A 15,708-nucleotide genomic window follows, 5' to 3' on the forward strand; every position below is an offset into this window, starting at 1 on the left:
CGGTGGAGCGGACCTAATGGCCCGCTCCACCGATTCAAGACTTGTTGTTACTCTGCAGCTGCAGCAGCCACAATGTTCACAACGCGACGACCGCGGCGGGTGCCGAACTCGACAGCGCCGGGGGTCAGAGCGAACAGGGTGTCGTCGCCGCCGCGGCCAACGCCGGCGCCCGGGTGGAAGTGGGTGCCACGCTGGCGGACGATGATCTCGCCTGCGGAAACTACCTGGCCGCCGAAGCGCTTGACGCCGAGGTACTGGGCGTTCGAGTCACGACCGTTGCGAGTGGAGCTCGCGCCTTTTTTATGTGCCATTTGGAAATGCCTGCCTTAAAATTCTGGGGAATCTGCTGAAAACCTGAACAGTAACGATTAGTTACTTGATACCGGTGATCTTGACCTTGGTCAATTCCTGACGGTGACCCTGGCGCTTCTTGTAACCGGTCTTGTTCTTGAACTTCTGGATGACGATCTTGGGACCGCGAAGGTCCTCAAGGATCTCAGCCGTAACCTTTACCTTGGCCAGGTCCGAAGCTGCAGACGTGACCTTGTCACCGTCTACCAGGAGCAGTGCGGGCAACTCAAAGGTGCTGCCGGCTCCACCGGGGACGCGGTTCAGGGTAACGAAGTCTCCAACGGAAACCTTCTCTTGGCGGCCGCCTGCGCGGACAATCGCGTACACCACTGGGGAACTCACTTCTCTCGACGTTTATTACTAGATTTGCGTGCGGAACCTGGGTCCAACGAATCTGGTCCGGCTCACGCTGTGCCTCTACGCCGGTGGAGTTCCCAAGGGAATCCATGAGCTATCCCGTGGACAAACGCATCCGAAATCGGATGGAGCGTCCTCAAGGTCATAACCCAAGTGTTGGCGTAAGCACCGAAGATCTAGACTACGCTAATTTTGCCTTCGGCCGCAAATGAGGCTGGTTCCGAAGGGAGGTACGTGATAGGCGCCACTCTGTATGGACAGAGCCTGCCGCAACGACTTCCGGAACCGTGCCCACCCATCGTACAGGCCCACACGGGCACCCGCTGTCAGGCGTGCAGCCGCGGCGCGTCGAAGAAGTCGACCTCGTAGCGGGCGGACTGCCGGAAGGCCAGCGTCATGGCGTCCCGTTCGCCCGTTGAGGCCGCCCGTGCCGCGGCGTCGGTGTAGGCAACGGCCTGCCGGGTGGCGGCGACGAACTCCTCGTCGGCGTACGTGCGCAACCAGACGGCGTAGGGATGGGACTCCGGGGCGCCCGCGGTCAGGAACTGCCGGTACAGGGTCTCCCCCACCTCGGCGTAGAGCCAGAAGCACGGGAGCACGGCAGCCACCAGCACCCCGTAACTGCCGGAGACCGAGGCGGCCAGCAGATGGTCGACGTAGGACTTGGTGACCGGGCCGAGCGTCACCTCAGCTGTGCGGGTACTGAGCCAGGTCCGGTGCAGCTCCGACTCGACCTCGAGGCAGTTCTGCGCTGAGCGGGCCCAGAACAGCTGCTCGGCCTCAGTGGGTGCGATCGCGGCGGCACGGGCCAGCACGCGGGAATAGCCGTTGAGATACAGCGCGTCCTGGGCGAGGTAATAGGCGAACTCCTTCTCCGGGAGCGATCCGTCGGCGAGGGCCCGGACGAAGTCAAGGCCGTAGATCGCCTCCAGGTCGGCGGTGGCCGCTTCCCGGAGCGCGACGGCGAACTCGCCTTCGGCGGGTTCCCGGGCGGCGGTTCCATTCCGGGCGGCGCTGTGGTCCTGGGTGTGCTGCTGGACGTGGTGGAAGTGGTGGACCGGGCCGTTGCCGGTACCGACGTCGAGCGCCGACGAGGCGCGCAGTGCCTCCTGCAGCCACGGCTTGACCTCGCGGAGCGCGGCCTCCCAGTCCCCCGTTCCCTGCCCAATACTTCCTGCCTGCCCTGCATTTCTCGCCTGCACTGTGTTTCTAGCCTGCACTGTGGCGATGGCCGAGGACAACGAACACCCCGTGCCGTGACTGTTGCGCGTATGCACGCGCTCCCCCGGCACCACCACGACGTCCTGGGCCAGGAGCCCGCCGGTGTTGACCAGCGCGTCGGGGCACCCGTTGCCGCCGTCGTCATGGCCGGCGCCGGTCCGGGAACCGCTGCCGCCGAGGTGGCCGCCCTTCACCAGCACCGTGGTGCCGGTCTGGGCGGCGAGCCGTTTGCCCTGTTCCAGCGCCCCGGCCCAGTCCTTGGCGGCCTCCTCCCGGAGCAGGACGGCGAGCTCGGCGAGGTTGGGTGTGATCAGGTCCGCGTACGGCAACAGCGCGTGCAGGGCTGCCTCGGCGGACTCCTGCAGCAGCCGGTCGCCGCTCGTCGCCACCATGACCGGGTCCAGGACCACGACGGCGGGGCGGGACTTCTCCAGCCAGCTGCGGACGGCGTCGATCACGGAGGCGTCCCCCAGCATGCCGATCTTGACGGCGTCGATGGTGATGTCCTGGCTGATGGCCTCCAGCTGGGCGGTCAGGAAGGCCGCTGGCGGGACGTGGACGGCGCTGACGCCGCGGGTGTTCTGGGCGGTCAGGGCGGTGATGGCTGCCATGCCGTAGCCGCCGTGCGCGGCGATGCTCTTGAGGTCGGCCTGGATCCCGGCGCCGCCGGAGGGGTCGGAGCCGGCGATCGCCAGCACCCGCGGGATCCTGGGCGCCGAAGGGGCAGGGACAGGCGGAAGAAACGATGAGGCGGTGGTCAAGAGAGACATCCCTTCGCCGGTGCTAGCCGGACAGGTTCAACGGGTCTGGATCTCAGCCGGCTCGATGCGCGGCACCCCGTGTCAGGGCTCCAGCCTAGCCGCATCCCTTAACGAAGACGCGGGCACGGCCCGGACTGCGCGTATTGCTACGCCGTCCGGACCGCGCCCGCGGCCTTGCTGAACTGTTCCGGAGTCAGAGCTCCGAGGCCGGAACGCCGACGCCGAGGATGATCGGCTCGCTGGCGGCCGGCTTTGCCGCCGGTGACGTTGCTGCCGGGACCTTGGCCTCGTGCACCGAAACGGCGGCGGACTGCCGGGATTCCTGACGCTGCTCGACCGAGGTCTCATTCGCTGCACCCTGGGCGCGGCTGGCGCTCCGGTTGCGGCGGCCGCGGCGGGCACGCGAGGTGCCGGCTTCGGCTTCCGCCTCAGTCTGCGAACCCGGCGCCTGGGCGCGTCCCGGGCCGGTTCCGCCGGCGCGGGCCGGAGCGGCCGCTGCCGTCCGGGCCGCCGGGGACTTCGCTGCCGGTTCCTTTGCCGCAGGAGCCGTGGCTCCTTCGGTTTCGCCCAGATTGGCGAAAGCCTCGGTCAGCAGGTCCAGGGTCAGCGCAGGCGCACTGGAATCCTCTGCGTGCTCCACGAACGGCAGGGCGACCTGCTCGCCGCCGAACGTCAGCACGGCGCCCGGACGTCCGGCCGCTTCCTCCGTCGCGGCCAGCTCGACAGCCGCCTCGACGGCTGCCTCCACCGCTGCCTCGCGGGTCCCGGCGTCGGCGGTTGCCTCGCCGTCATGCAGGTGGGCGGCGTGCGCCGCTGCTGCAATGTTGGCCAGCGCGGCGCGGGTTGCCTCGGCCTTGGCGTGACGCTCGGCGTCGGTGGGCTCGGCATGCACGGCTGCCGGGGCGGACTGGACGTCCGTCCCCTGGCCGCCACGGCCGCGCCGGCGGCTCTTGCGTTCGGTCCGTGCTGCCGGCTGCTGCTCCGTCCGCGGGACGTGGTGCTCGGCGGCGACCACGTTGGCGCGGCGGTGCTCGACCGGCTCGTCGTGCGTGACGATGCCGCGGCCGGCGCAGGCTTCGCACTGTTCGCCGAAGACTTCGAGCAGCCCGGTGCCCATCCGCTTGCGCGTCATCTGGACGAGGCCCAGCGAGGTCACCTCGGCCACCTGGTGCTTTGTCCGATCCCGGCCCAGGCACTCGACCATGCGGCGCAGGACGAGGTCGCGGTTGGATTCGAGCACCATGTCGATGAAGTCGATGACGATGATGCCGCCGATGTCGCGGAGCCGGAGCTGCCGGACTACTTCCTCGGCTGCTTCGAGGTTGTTCTTGGTGACGGTTTCCTCGAGGTTGCCGCCGCTGCCGGTGAACTTGCCCGTGTTGACGTCCACCACGGTCATGGCTTCGGTGCGGTCGATCACGAGGGAACCGCCGGAGGGCAGGAAGACCTTGCGGTCCAGAGCCTTGTGGATCTGCTCGTCGATGCGCCAGGCCGAGAAGATGTCCGTGTCCTTGGTCCACTTCTCCAGCCGGCCCACGAGGTCCGGCGCCACGTAGGTGACGTAGGCCTCGATGGTGTCCCAGGCTTCTTCACCGGAGACGATCAGCTTGGAGAAGTCCTCGTTGAAGACGTCACGGACCACCTTGATGGTCAGGTCAGGTTCGCCGTAGAGCAGTTCGGGGGCGAGGATCTTGGTCGAGGTCGACTGGCCCTCGATGCCTTCCCACTGGGCGCGGAGGCGGTTGATGTCGTGCGTGAGCTCTTCCTCGGACGCACCTTCGGCGGCGGTGCGGACGATGACGCCCGCATCTTCCGGCAGGCGGTCCTTGAGGATCCGCTTGAGGCGGTTGCGTTCGACGTCGGGCAGCTTGCGGGAGATGCCGGTCATGGAACCGCCGGGCACGTACACGAGGTAGCGGCCGGGCAGCGAGATCTGGCTCGTGAGGCGGGCGCCCTTGTGGCCCACCGGGTCCTTGGTGACCTGGACCAGCACGGAGTCGCCGGACTTGAGAGCGTTCTCGATACGGCGTTGCTTGCCCTCGAGGTTGACGGACTCCCAGTTGACTTCACCGGCGTAGAGCACGGCATTGCGGCCGCGTCCGATGTCGACGAAGGCGGCTTCCATCGACGGCAGCACGTTCTGGACCTTGCCCAGGTAGACGTTGCCGATCAGGGAATCCTGCTGGGTCTTGGACACGAAGTGCTCGGCCAGGACGCCGTCCTCGAGGACGCCGATCTGGATTCTGTCGTCGCGCTGGCGGACGATCATCTGGCGGTCCACGGATTCGCGCCGGGCCAGGAACTCGGCCTCGGTGATGACGGTGCGGCGGCGTCCGGTGTCGCGGGATTCGCGGCGGCGCTGCTTCTTCGCCTCAAGCCGGGTGGAGCCCTTGAGGGACGTGACGCGGTTGTTGACCGGCGCCTCGGTGGCGGCACGGGGCGCACGGACCCGGGTGACCGTGTTGGGCGGATCGTCGTCTCCCCCGCCGGTCAGTTCGAGGTCCTGGTCGCCACGGCGGCGCCGGCGGCGGCGACGGGAGGTCACGCCGTCTTCGAGCGTCCCCTCGGAGCCCTCTTCTGTTTCTTCCGAGGTGCCCTCGCCCTCGGTCTCGGACTCGGACTCGCCGCCTGTGCGGCTGCTGCGTCCCCGGCGCCCGCGGCTGCGGCGGCGACGGCGGCTTCCGGCGTCTTCGCCCTCGCCTTCCTCGCCCTCTTCCTCTTCATCAGCTTCTGCGACGACCGGCGCTGCGGCCGGGGCCGGACGCACGACGGCGGTCAGGTCAGGTGCCTGGAAAATCATCGAGGTGACCGCGCCCGGCTCCAGGAAGAGCGAGGAGGCTGCGGCCGGGGCGTCTGCGGCAGGTGCTTCGGCTGCGGTGGCGGCCTGCTCAGCCGGGGCAGCGGCGGCGGCGGGCGCGGCAGCTGAGACTTCCGTCGTTTCCGTGGTTGCTGCCTCTGCCGCGGCCCCGGCGGCCGGGGCTTCAGCGACGGGCGCCTCCGTTGCCGGCACTTCAGCGCCTGGTGCTTCAGAGACGGGGGCGGCGGCCTTGGCACGGCTGGCGCGGCGGCGGACAGGCTTTTCGACCGGCACTTCGGCAGCCTCTGCTGCCGGCGCCTCGGCCGTGGCGGCCGCCGGCTCTGCTGCGGCTTCAGCGGCGAAGGCCGGCAGGGGTTCGGCCGGTTCGGCGACTTTGCGGGCGCGGGAGCGGCGCGCAGGCGCCTTGGCCTTGGCTTCGGTCTCCTCAGCGGGAGCCTCTGCGGCCACGGCGGAAACAGCTGCGGGCTCTGCTGCTTCCGCGGCCTCGGGGGCTTCCTTCTTGGGCAGTGCCTTGCGGGGGGTCCGGACCGGCCGCTTCGGCGGGGTGGCTACAGCTTCTTCAGCTGATTCGGGTGCTTCATTGGCAACGGCAGAGTCTTCGTTTCCCGTTACAACCTGGTCATTATCCATATGTGGCGACACTCCTGCCCCTGAATGCCGCCACATCCGGCACCCGTTGGGGCAATTATTTGTCAACACCCGCAGGCATTGACAGAAGTCAATTGGATACCCTCAGGTTCGCACCGGCAGTGGGGTGCGGCAGCCCTGGAGGGCCGGCGGAATTGTTCTGAAACCCGTTGATCTACACGCCACAACCAGGTGCCGTCCAATGGCATTGCGGAACAGCCGGGATCAGAGGATCCGTAGCTCCCTGCTCATCATTGGCGGTCTTGGGAACAAAGTCGCCGGACCGGGACCCGGATGTGGATCGGGTTCCAGCCACGATCATTGTCTCACAGGAGCCGTCAAAGCAGGCGTAAGCAGGCATCCGGACCGCGGCCTGGTCCGAATCACTCTGGACGGCACGAGCCTTCCCGGACTTCCCCCAGTCTCCGGCGATAGAATCGGACCAGTTGCACCGACCCGAAGGACTTTGATTCCATGCCCAGCATCTCCAGTGCCACCGGCGAGGCAGCCGCGCAGCAGCAAGGCTCCAGCACGTCTGCTGCGGAACGGCCGCTCCCCCTGATGACCCGCGATCGCCCCTTCGCGTGGCTTCTGCTGATCACCGGCGTCGTCGGCTGGCTTGCCTCCGGGATCCTGGTGCTGGAGAAACTGGAGGTCCTCAAGGACCCCGGCCACGTGACCGTGTGCGATGTGAACCCGTGGATCTCCTGCGGCCAGGTCATGCAGACGCCACAGAGTTCGGTGTTCGGTTTCCCCAACATGTTCATCGGCATCGTGGCCTTTGCCGTCATCATCACCACCGCGATGGGCCTGCTGGCCGGCGCCAGGTTTGCCCGCTGGTACTGGCTGGGCCTGCAGGCCGGCGTGACCCTGGGCTTCGCGTTCGTGGTGTGGCTCTGGTCGCAGGCGCTGTATTCCATCCACATCCTCTGCCCGTTCTGCATGGTTGTGTGGGCAGCGATGATTCCGCTGTTCGTCTGGGTCACGGTCCGCAATGTGTCCAACGGCGTGATCCGCCTGCCCGAGGGGCCGACCAGGATCCTGGGCGACTCCGGCTGGATCATCACGGCCCTGCTCTACGTCGCCGTGATCGCCACCATCTTCTTCGCCTTCATCCAGGTCTTCATCGGGACCTCCGGCTACTAAGCCGATGAACCCCGGTTAACCGCCGCGAGGTGACAGTTAAGGCCAATGTTCGCGATGAACATTGGCCTTTACTGTCACCTCGGTGAGGCGGTCGGTCGGTCCCGGAGCTTAGTCCTGGAACCAGATCTTGATCTCGCGTTCCGCGGACTCGACGGAGTCCGAGCCGTGGACCAGGTTCTGCTGCACCTTCAGGCCCCAGTCGCGGCCGAAGTCGCCGCGGATGGTGCCGGGAGCCGCCGTCGTCGGGTCCGTGGTGCCCGCAAGCGAGCGGAAGCCCTCGATCACGCGGTGGCCCTCGAAGATCGCGGCGACAACGGGGCCGCTGAGCATGAATTCGACGAGCGGCTCGTAGAACGGCTTGCCCACGTGCTCCTCGTAGTGCTGCTCCAGCAGTTCGCGGCTCGCGTCGACCTTCTTGAGCTCGGACAGGGTGTAGCCCTTGGCTTCGATGCGGGCGATGATGCCGCCCGTCAGTTTGCGGGTGACGCCGTCGGGCTTGATCAGTACCAGGGTGCGCTCAATGCTCACAGCTGCTCCAATGTGTTGGGGTGGGATTCGGAAACAAGTCTAGTTGCTTTGCTCTTCGGGGTGGGCCGCGTCCCAGGCGGTCTGCTCCCGTTCGCGCTGCGCGGACTCGCGGTCAATCCGGATGCCGGTGCGGATCCCGTACCACCAGGCCACCGCGAAGAGTCCGCCGACCACGAACATCGCCGGTTCCAGGATGCCGGTAAGGATCAGCACGATCTGCAGGATCCAGCCCAGCGCCACTCCCCACGGCTTGGAGAGGACCGCGCAGGTGAAGACATACACGAGGCACAGCCCGATCCCCACCGAAAAGATCAGGACCGGCGGGAACTCGTCCCGCCGCAGCCCGAAGACGGTGAGGGTGCCGAAGAGCACCACAAAGGCCTCCAGCAGCAGCACGGTGGAGGCAAACATGACCTTGGTGGAGCGGCGCTTCTTGGGCATGCCCGGGCGCCATTCGCGCTGGGCCTTGGTGAGTTTCGCCATGGTCTAGGCGTCCGCCTTTCCGAGCAGGATGCGGGCGTCCGCGACGAGCGTGATGGACCCGGTGACAAGGACGCCGCCGGCGAGGTCGTCGTTGGATTCGGCACGTTCCACCGCCCATTCGAGGGCGTCGTCGAGCTTCTCGGCGACGTGGATGTTGTCCTCGCCGAAGCCGAGTTCCTCGGCGAGTTCCGCGAGGTCCTCGGCCGGCACAGCGCGGGGCGAGTTGGACTGCGTAAAGCAGTACTCGGCAGCCAGGTCGCCCAGGGATTCCTTGAGCTGGCGGAGGATCTCCTCGGCGTCCTTTTCCCGCAGCACGCCCACTACCACCACGAGCTTGGTGAAGCTGAAGGCCTCGTGGATGGCCTCGGCGGAGACCCGGATGCCTTCGGGGTTGTGCGCGGCGTCGACGATGATGGTCGGCGCGGTGCGCAGCACCTCGAGGCGGCCGGGCGAGGTGACCGAGGCGAAGGCCTCCTGGACGATCTCGGCGTCGAGCGCCTTTTCAGCGCCGAAGAAGGCCTCCAGCGCGGCGATCGCGACGGCGGCGTTCTCCGCCTGGTGCGCGCCGTGCAGCGGGACCAGCAGGTCCTCGTAGCGGCCCGCGATGCCCTGGATGGTGACCATTTGGCCGCCGACGGCGACGGTGCGGGATTCGACGCCGAACTCGACGCCTTCGAAGCGGAAGGGGACGTTGGTTTCCTTGGCCTTTTCCAGCAGTACCTGGGCCGCGTCACGGGGCTGCGCGGCGCTGACCAGGAAGCCGCCGGGCTTGATGATGCCGGCCTTTTCGTACGCGATCTCCTCCGTGGTGTCGCCCAGCAGCTCGGTGTGGTCCAGCGAGATCGGCGTGACCACGAAGACCTGGCCGTCGCCGACGTTGGTCGCGTCGGTGATGCCGCCCAGGCCCACTTCGATGACGGCGACGTTGACCGGCTGGTCGGCGAAGACAGCGAAGCCGAGGATGGTGAGGCACTCGAAGTAGGTCAGCCGGGGCTGGCCGTCGGCTTCGAGTTCGCCGTCAACAATGGCCAGGTACGGGCGGATCTCGTCCCAGATCCGGACGAAGGTCTCATCCGGCACGGGGGCGCCGTCGATGCTGATCCGTTCGGTGACCTTGGACAGGTGCGGGCTCGTGTACCGCCCGGTGCTCAGCCCGTGAGCGCGCAGCCCTGCCTCGATCATCCGGGCGGTGGAGGTCTTCCCGTTGGTGCCGGTGACGTGGATGATCGGGAACGCCCTGTTCGGCTCCCCGAGGATGTCCATCACCCGGTGCAGCGGGGCAAGCCGGGGCTCCATCTTGTTTTCCGGCGCCCGGCCCAGCAGCTCGGCGTAGACGCTCTCTACGGAAAATTCGTCGGTCATGGTTCAGGCCCCTATCTTTTCCACGGTGATCTGCAGTTCAGTACCGTTTCCGTTGGAGGACAAGCCAAGCTCCATGGTGAGGGTTTCGGTGACCACAAGGTTTTCGTGGGCCTTCACCGCGTCGACAATGTCCATCGTGGCGGTGACGTTGGTCCGGATCCGGTCGCTCACGTTCAACCCGGCGTCCTTGCGGGCCTGCTGGATGGCGCGGACCATGTCGCGGGCGATGCCCTCGGCTTCGAGTTCCGGTGTGACCTCGGTGTTGAGCACCACGAAGCCGCCGCCCGGAAGGACTGCCGCGGCGCGCGAGCCTTCACCTTCGGCGGCTTCCGCCACGACGGTTTCCAGGGTGTATTCCTGCGGCTCGAGGGCGAGGCCGCCCGCGGTGACCACGCCGGCGTCGTCGACGCTCCAGTCGCCGGACTTGGAGCCCTTGATGGCCTGCTGGACGTTCTTGCCCAGGCGCGGACCAGCGGCCCGGGCGTTGACCACGAGCTTCTGTTCGATGCCGAACTCCTCCGGGGAGGCGCTCTCGGCGTCGAGTAGGCGGACGGAGCGCAGGTTCAGTTCATCGGCGACGACGGTGGCGAAGCCGTCAAGCGTGTCCGCGCCGGGTGCCACGACGGTGAGTTCCTGCAGCGGCAGGCGCACGCGCAGGTTCGCTGCCTTGCGCAGCGAGGAACCGGTGGAGCAGATCTGCTGGATCCGGTCCATGGCCTCGACGAGCCCCGGGTTGGCCGGGAACAGGTCCGCGTCCGGCCAGTCGGCCAGGTGCACGGAGCGCCCGCCGGTCAGGCCGCGCCAGATCTCCTCGGAGACCAGCGGCAGCAGCGACGCCGCCACGCGGGTGACGGTCTCCAACGCCGTGTAGAGCGCGTCGAAGGCGTCCACGCTCTCGTCGAAGAAGCGCTGGCGGCTGCGGCGGACGTACCAGTTGGTCAGCATGTCCAGGTAGCTGCGGAGCTCGTCGCAGGCGCCGGAGATGTCGTAGCTGTCCAGCTGCGCGGTCATGTTCCGGACGAGGTCGCCGGTGTTGGCCATGAGGTACTGGTCCAGGGTGTCGGCGTAGCCGTCGTAGCGGAGCTTCGCGTCATACCCCGCACCACCTGCAGCGGCGTTCGTGTAGAGCGTGAAGAAGCTGTACACGTTCCACAGCGGCAGGATGACCTGGCGGACGCCGTCGCGGATTCCCTGTTCGGTGACCACGAGGTTGCCGCCGCGCAGGATGGGGCTGGACATCAGGAACCAGCGCATCGCGTCGGAGCCGTCGCGGTCCAGGACCTCGGAGACGTCCGGGTAATTGCGCAGGCTCTTGGACATCTTCTGCCCGTCGGAGCCGAGGACGATGCCGTGGCTGATGACGTTGCGGAAGGCGGGGCGGTCGAACAGCGCGGTGGAGAGGATGTGCAGCATGTAGAACCAGCCGCGGGTCTGGCCGATGTACTCGACGATGAAGTCCGCCGGGTTGTGCGTGTCGAACCATTCCTCGTTCTGGAACGGGTAGTGGACCTGGCCGTAGGGCATGGAGCCGGAGTCGAACCAGACGTCCAGGACGTCCTCGACGCGGCGCATCACGGACTGGCCCTCCTCCGGGGTGCGGGGGTCGTCCGGGTTCGGGCGGGTCAGTTCGTCGATGAACGGCCGGTGCAGGTCCACCTCGCCGGCCTTGTTCAGCGGCAGGCGGCCGAAGTCGGCCTCGATCTCGGCCAGGGAGCCGTAGACGTCGGTGCGCGGGTAGTCCGGGTCCGTGGACTGCCAGACCGGGATGGGGCTGCCCCAGTAGCGGTTGCGGCTGATGGACCAGTCGCGGGCGTTGGCGAGCCATTTGCCGAACTGGCCGTCCTTGACGTTGCCCGGGATCCAGTTGATGTCCTGGTTGAGCTCGGACATGCGGTCCTTGAACTTGGTGACCTCCACGTACCAGGAGGACACCGCGCGGTAGATCAGCGGGTTGCGGCAGCGCCAGCAGTGCGGGTAGCTGTGCTCGTAGCTGGCCTGGCGGACAAGGCGGCCCTGGGCGCGGAGCACCTGGGTGATGGGCTTGTTCGCGTCGAAGACCTGGAGTCCGGCGATCTCGGCGAGGTCGCCGTGGCCGAACAGCGGCAGGAATTTCGCGCCCTCGTCCACGGAGAGGACGACGGGGATGCCGGCCTCTTCGCAGACCTTCTGGTCGTCTTCACCGTAGGCCGGGGCCTGGTGCACGATGCCGGTGCCGTCGGTGGTGGTGACGTAGTCGGCGACGAGGAAGCGCCAGGCGTTCTCGGTGCCGAACTTCTCGGCGTCGGAGAAGTAGTCCCAGAGCGGCTGATAGCTCAGGCCCTCGAGTTCGGCGCCGGTGTGGCTGGAGGTGACAGCGGCTTCGGCCGCCGCGACGCCCTCGGCGCCGTCGCCGTAACCGAGGTCCTTGGCGTAGGCGCCCAGCAGCTCCGCGGCCAGCAGGAAACTGCCGGCGACGGGAGCCTCGGCCGACGCGGCCTTAATGCCGTGCGGGCCGGCGGGCAGGACGACGTAGTTGATGGCGGGCCCGACGGCGAGCGCCAGGTTGGTGGGCAGCGTCCAGGGCGTCGTAGTCCAGGCGAGCGCCTGAACGCCGGCGAGCTGCCGGGAAAGCTCCGACTCCCCCGCCGTGATCGGGAACGTGACCGTGACGGTCTGGTCCTGGCGGTTCTTGTAGACGTCGTCATCCATGCGCAGTTCATGGTTGGACAGCGGCGTCTCGTCCTTCCAGCAGTACGGCAGCACCCGGTAGCCGTTGTAGGTCAGGCCCTTCTCGTGCAGCTGCTTGAAGGCCCAGAGCACGGACTCCATGTACTCGACGTTGAGCGTCTTGTAGTCGTTCTCGAAATCGACCCAGCGCGCCTGGCGGGTGACGTAGCTCTTCCACTCGTTGGCGTACTTCATGACCGAGGCACGGCAGGCGTCGTTGAACTTGTCGATGCCCATGGCTTCGATCTGGGTCTTGTCCGTCATGCCGAGCTGCTTCATGGCTTCCAGCTCGGCGGGCAGCCCGTGCGTATCCCAGCCGAAGCGGCGCTCCACCCGGCGGCCGCGCTGGGTCTGGTAGCGGCCCACGAGGTCCTTGGCGTAGCCGGTCAGCAGGTGGCCGTAGTGCGGCAGGCCGTTGGCGAAGGGCGGGCCGTCGTAGAAGACGAATTCGTTGGACCCATCTTGGCCGACATCACGCTGGTCGATGCTGGCTTGGAAGGTGCCGTCCTCATCCCAGTACTTGAGGATGCGCTCTTCGATCTCCGGGAACCTCACGGAGGCGGAAACACCGGAGGTGTTGGAACCTGTGTTGGAAGCAGAGGCGCCGGCGCCGGAAGGTGCGGCGGAGGCCTTCGGGTAATAAGTCATCTCGACATCCTGGTTTGAGCTGGTGAACAAATGGGTTCATTCAGGATGCGAGGACGGCCCCTGCACTGTCTTTCGACAACACCGGCACCGCGGTACCACCTCACTTACCGGCACCCGTCCCGCTTCTTTGGGAAAAGAAGCTGGACCTGCACCGGCCGCTCATTAACTGCTGTGACGGGCTTACCCGTCCGGTTCTACCGGCCCTGGCGCGTGCTCAGTTACAAGCAATCGTTGCGCCGGGGCGTTCTTCCGGAAGCTCACCGGTGATGGCCGGGTCAAAGCTGGTAGTAGAAGTCTAACAAGTGGAATCGGTCCGCAATGCCTACACTGGGTCCCATGATGTTCCGGGACCGGGGCCGCGCTGCCCCAGGGACACCCGTGCGGCCCGCGGCCGCCGGCTGGCGGGTGATGGCGGGGTTGGCCGCAGCACCCGTCGTGGTGGTCTCCGTGTTCCGTGCCGTGCCGCGGGAATGGCCCACCACCGTTGTCCAGCTGGTGTCCTTCACCCCGTGGCTGGTGCTGCCCGCCAGCGTCTCCCTGTTGTTCGCCGTGCTGGGCCGCCGGCGGTGGATGGCGGGCGCCGCAGCGGGACTCGTGGCCGTGCAGCTCTTCTGGCTGGTCCCGCTGGACTACGGCCAGGCTGAGGCGGACGCCGGGGAAGGGAAGGCCCAGGGCACCCTGGAGCTCCGCGTGATGAGCCTCAACGCCAAGCTCGGCAAAGCGGACGCGGCGGAAATCGTCCGGCTGGTCCGCGAGAACGGCATTACCCTGCTGACGATCCAGGAATACACCCAGGCCCTCGAAGACCGGCTTGGCGAGGCCGGACTGGCCGGGCTGCTCCCGAACAGGATCAGCGCCCCCGCTGGCCGCGCCGCCGGGAACGCTGTCTACTCGGCCCACAAACTGGAGCGCACCGGGACAGTGCCCGACTCCCATTTTTCGATGCCGCTGATCCGGCTCACCGCCGAGTCCCAGGGGAAGCGGGCCGTCGTCGAGCTGACGAACGTCCACACGCGTGCTCCCGTGGGGGTGGGCTTGCCGAAGTGGCGCAGCGACCTCGCCGCGCTCGGCCAGGTGGTTTCCCGGCTGGGAAACGTGGTGCTGGCCGGTGACTTCAACGCCAGCTACGACCACGCAGAGTTCAGGCAGCTCTTGCAGGGTGACGGCCGGAAGGTGGTGGACGTGGGGATGGCGCAGGGCTCACGCCTGATCCCCACCTGGCCCATGGACGGCCTGTTACTTCCCGGCATCACGATCGACCACATCGTGACCAGCCCGTCCGTGCGCAACGCAGGCTATGCGGTGCACAGGGTGCCCGGTACGGACCACGCCGCCATCATGGTGACGCTGTCCGTCCCTGCCGCCGGTTAAACCAAGCAAGGAGGGGTCACTTCCGGCCAATAAACGGGGGCTTTATGGGCCGGAAGTGACCCCGCGTTGCATCAGAGGTGCCGCGTGCGCGCCGGAGTACGGAGCTACGCCTTGCGGATCAGCTTGTAGTTGGCCGCCTGCGCCACCGGACGGATCACGATCTGGTCGAGGTTGACGTGGTGCGGTGCTGCGACGGCGTACCGGACGACGTCGGCGACGTCCGCCGCGGTGAGGGGCTTCTCGACGCCGGCGTAGACCTTCGCGGCGGCGTCCGGGTTCCCGCCCAGGCGGTTCAGCGCGAACTCCTCCGTCTGGACCAGGCCGGGCGCCACCTCGATCACGCGGAGGTTGTGTTCGGCCTCTTCGAGGCGCAGGGCGCCAGTGAGCGCGTGCTGGGCGAACTTGGCTGCGTTGTAGCCGCCGCCGCCCTCATATGCGGCGAGTCCCGCCGTCGACGTCAGGTTCAGGACGGTGCCTTCACCGCAGGCGCGCAGCATCGGGAGGAAGGCCCGGGTGAGCTTCATGGTGCCCAGGACGTTGACTTCGAACATCCATTCCCAGTCCTCGGTCTTGGCCTCGGCCACCTTGTCCGCGCCGCGGGCGCCGCCGGCGATGTTGATGAGCGTGTCGATGCCGCCGGCGCGCGTCACCTCGTCGAGGAGCCGGGCGACGTCGGCGTCGTCGGTCAGGTCCGCCGGAAGAGCGACCGCCCCGGTTTCCGCGGCGAGCGCCTCCAGCCGGTCCGCACGCCGGGCCACAGCGTAGACGGTCCAGCCCTCGCCCCGGAGTGCGCGGACGGTGGCCTCGCCGATTCCGGTGCTGGCGCCCGTGACTACTGCTGATTTGGCTGCTGATGTCTTGCTGTCGATTTCCTCAGTCATGGCACCACCCTAAACGTTTTAGCGCTGCAGGAACTCCAGCAGCACCCGGGCATGGTTGGTCTCCGGGTCCCTCGCCCCGAACAGCAAGGTCACCTTCCCGTGCTCCGCGGCCAGGTCACGCAACGTCTGCACGGCGGGGTTGCCGTCGAGTTCGGCTTCATAGGCGGTGCGGAAGTCGGCGAAGCGCTCCTGCATGTGCGCGAACTCCGTCCGCAGCGGCGGCGACGGCGCCACCTCTTTGAGCCACAACTCCAGTTGCGCGCGCTCCTTGCTGACACCGCGCGGCCATAACCGGTCCACCAGAACCCGGCAGCCGTCGTCGTCGGCGGGTTCGTCATAGACGCGCTTGATCACGAAACGTCCGGCAGAATCTTCCATTTCCGCATGTTACTAAAGCCGGCCCGCACGCTCCTGCAGGTCAACCCGCCGGGACGTGGAAGAATTGGCC

Annotated in this window: 12 protein-coding genes and 1 riboswitch; of the genes, 2 read left to right on the forward strand and 10 right to left on the reverse strand. The window is 67.3% G+C overall.

Translation table 11 applies throughout. From position 1 onward, the window contains the following. Nucleotides 1-47: 47 nt before the first annotated feature. The 4 genes from rpmA to AC1DC5_RS08830 all read right to left on the reverse strand — a co-directional run bounded on the left by rpmA (nucleotide 48) and on the right by AC1DC5_RS08830 (nucleotide 6,138). Complete coding sequence (rpmA, locus tag AC1DC5_RS08815) at nucleotides 48-311, reverse strand: 50S ribosomal protein L27 (RefSeq protein ID WP_009372867.1); 264 nt, start codon at nucleotides 309-311, stop codon at nucleotides 48-50. A gap of 61 nt (nucleotides 312-372) precedes the next feature. Next, the gene (gene rplU / locus AC1DC5_RS08820; protein WP_024368343.1) at nucleotides 373-681 is read right to left on the reverse strand and encodes a 50S ribosomal protein L21; all 309 of its coding nucleotides are present in this window, start codon (nucleotides 679-681) and stop codon (nucleotides 373-375) included. Nucleotides 682-1,034: 353 nt separating this feature from the next. Then, nucleotides 1,035-2,699: a bifunctional hydroxymethylpyrimidine kinase/phosphomethylpyrimidine kinase gene (locus tag AC1DC5_RS08825; protein WP_476864879.1), complete on the reverse strand. Its 1,665-nt coding sequence runs from the start codon at nucleotides 2,697-2,699 to the stop codon at nucleotides 1,035-1,037. Beyond that, a riboswitch (TPP riboswitch) is annotated at nucleotides 2,682-2,779 on the reverse strand. (Overlaps the previous gene by 18 nt.) A gap of 104 nt (nucleotides 2,780-2,883) precedes the next feature. Continuing rightward, on the reverse strand, nucleotides 2,884-6,138 hold the full coding sequence (locus AC1DC5_RS08830) for an Rne/Rng family ribonuclease (RefSeq protein ID WP_476864880.1): 3,255 nt from the start codon (nucleotides 6,136-6,138) through the stop codon (nucleotides 2,884-2,886). A 471-nt stretch (nucleotides 6,139-6,609) separates the two neighbouring features. Here AC1DC5_RS08830 and AC1DC5_RS08835 point away from each other — a divergent pair, with 471 nt between their 5' ends. Then, nucleotides 6,610-7,281 (forward strand): vitamin K epoxide reductase family protein, encoded by a 672-nt coding sequence (locus AC1DC5_RS08835; RefSeq protein ID WP_476864881.1) that lies wholly within the window; start codon nucleotides 6,610-6,612, stop codon nucleotides 7,279-7,281. Between the two features lie 108 nt (nucleotides 7,282-7,389). Here the strand turns inward: AC1DC5_RS08835 and ndk are convergent, their stop codons facing one another. Genes ndk through ileS form a run of 4 tightly spaced genes read right to left on the reverse strand, consistent with a single transcriptional unit; the run spans nucleotide 7,390 to nucleotide 13,008 of the window. Then, entirely contained in the window at nucleotides 7,390-7,809 is a 420-nt protein-coding gene (gene ndk / locus AC1DC5_RS08840; RefSeq protein ID WP_476864882.1) for a nucleoside-diphosphate kinase, read from the reverse strand. A gap of 39 nt (nucleotides 7,810-7,848) precedes the next feature. Continuing rightward, on the reverse strand, nucleotides 7,849-8,292 hold the full coding sequence (locus tag AC1DC5_RS08845) for a DUF4233 domain-containing protein (protein WP_441407200.1): 444 nt from the start codon (nucleotides 8,290-8,292) through the stop codon (nucleotides 7,849-7,851). Between the two features lie 3 nt (nucleotides 8,293-8,295). Beyond that, the gene (locus tag AC1DC5_RS08850; protein ID WP_476864883.1) at nucleotides 8,296-9,654 is read right to left on the reverse strand and encodes a bifunctional folylpolyglutamate synthase/dihydrofolate synthase; all 1,359 of its coding nucleotides are present in this window, start codon (nucleotides 9,652-9,654) and stop codon (nucleotides 8,296-8,298) included. A 3-nt stretch (nucleotides 9,655-9,657) separates the two neighbouring features. Then, the gene (gene ileS, locus AC1DC5_RS08855) at nucleotides 9,658-13,008 is read right to left on the reverse strand and encodes an isoleucine--tRNA ligase (protein WP_476864884.1); all 3,351 of its coding nucleotides are present in this window, start codon (nucleotides 13,006-13,008) and stop codon (nucleotides 9,658-9,660) included. Between the two features lie 336 nt (nucleotides 13,009-13,344). Between ileS and AC1DC5_RS08860 the strand changes: the two genes are divergently transcribed. Beyond that, nucleotides 13,345-14,379, forward strand: a complete 1,035-nt coding sequence (locus AC1DC5_RS08860; protein ID WP_476864885.1) for an endonuclease/exonuclease/phosphatase family protein — start codon at nucleotides 13,345-13,347, stop codon at nucleotides 14,377-14,379. 104 nt (nucleotides 14,380-14,483) lie between these two features. On the opposite strand, the gene AC1DC5_RS08865 is transcribed toward AC1DC5_RS08860, so the two are convergent. Together AC1DC5_RS08865 and AC1DC5_RS08870 are read right to left on the reverse strand one after the other, a co-directional pair. Beyond that, complete coding sequence (locus AC1DC5_RS08865) at nucleotides 14,484-15,260, reverse strand: SDR family oxidoreductase (protein ID WP_441406613.1); 777 nt, start codon at nucleotides 15,258-15,260, stop codon at nucleotides 14,484-14,486. A gap of 18 nt (nucleotides 15,261-15,278) precedes the next feature. Next, nucleotides 15,279-15,638, reverse strand: coding sequence for a DUF488 domain-containing protein (locus AC1DC5_RS08870; protein ID WP_476864886.1), 360 nt, complete (start codon nucleotides 15,636-15,638; stop codon nucleotides 15,279-15,281). Between the last annotated feature and the right edge of the window lie 70 nt (nucleotides 15,639-15,708).

This window comes from Arthrobacter sp. 10L424 (assembly GCF_056395325.1).

What these genes read in the sequence shown, in the direction of transcription:
- AC1DC5_RS08830 (WP_476864880.1), bottom strand. Translation starts at nt 6,138, where the DNA reads ATGGATAATGACCAGGTTGTAACGGGAAACGAAGACTCTGCCGTTGCC.
- AC1DC5_RS08865 (WP_441406613.1), bottom strand. Translation starts at nt 15,260, where the DNA reads ATGACTGAGGAAATCGACAGCAAGACATCAGCAGCCAAATCAGCAGTA.
- rpmA (WP_009372867.1), bottom strand. Translation starts at nt 311, where the DNA reads ATGGCACATAAAAAAGGCGCGAGCTCCACTCGCAACGGTCGTGACTCG.
- AC1DC5_RS08870 (WP_476864886.1), bottom strand. Translation starts at nt 15,638, where the DNA reads ATGGAAGATTCTGCCGGACGTTTCGTGATCAAGCGCGTCTATGACGAA.
- AC1DC5_RS08835 (WP_476864881.1), top strand. Translation starts at nt 6,610, where the DNA reads ATGCCCAGCATCTCCAGTGCCACCGGCGAGGCAGCCGCGCAGCAGCAA.
- AC1DC5_RS08825 (WP_476864879.1), bottom strand. Translation starts at nt 2,699, where the DNA reads ATGTCTCTCTTGACCACCGCCTCATCGTTTCTTCCGCCTGTCCCTGCC.
- AC1DC5_RS08860 (WP_476864885.1), top strand. Translation starts at nt 13,345, where the DNA reads ATGATGTTCCGGGACCGGGGCCGCGCTGCCCCAGGGACACCCGTGCGG.
- ileS (WP_476864884.1), bottom strand. Translation starts at nt 13,008, where the DNA reads ATGACTTATTACCCGAAGGCCTCCGCCGCACCTTCCGGCGCCGGCGCC.
- AC1DC5_RS08850 (WP_476864883.1), bottom strand. Translation starts at nt 9,654, where the DNA reads ATGACCGACGAATTTTCCGTAGAGAGCGTCTACGCCGAGCTGCTGGGC.
- AC1DC5_RS08845 (WP_441407200.1), bottom strand. Translation starts at nt 8,292, where the DNA reads ATGGCGAAACTCACCAAGGCCCAGCGCGAATGGCGCCCGGGCATGCCC.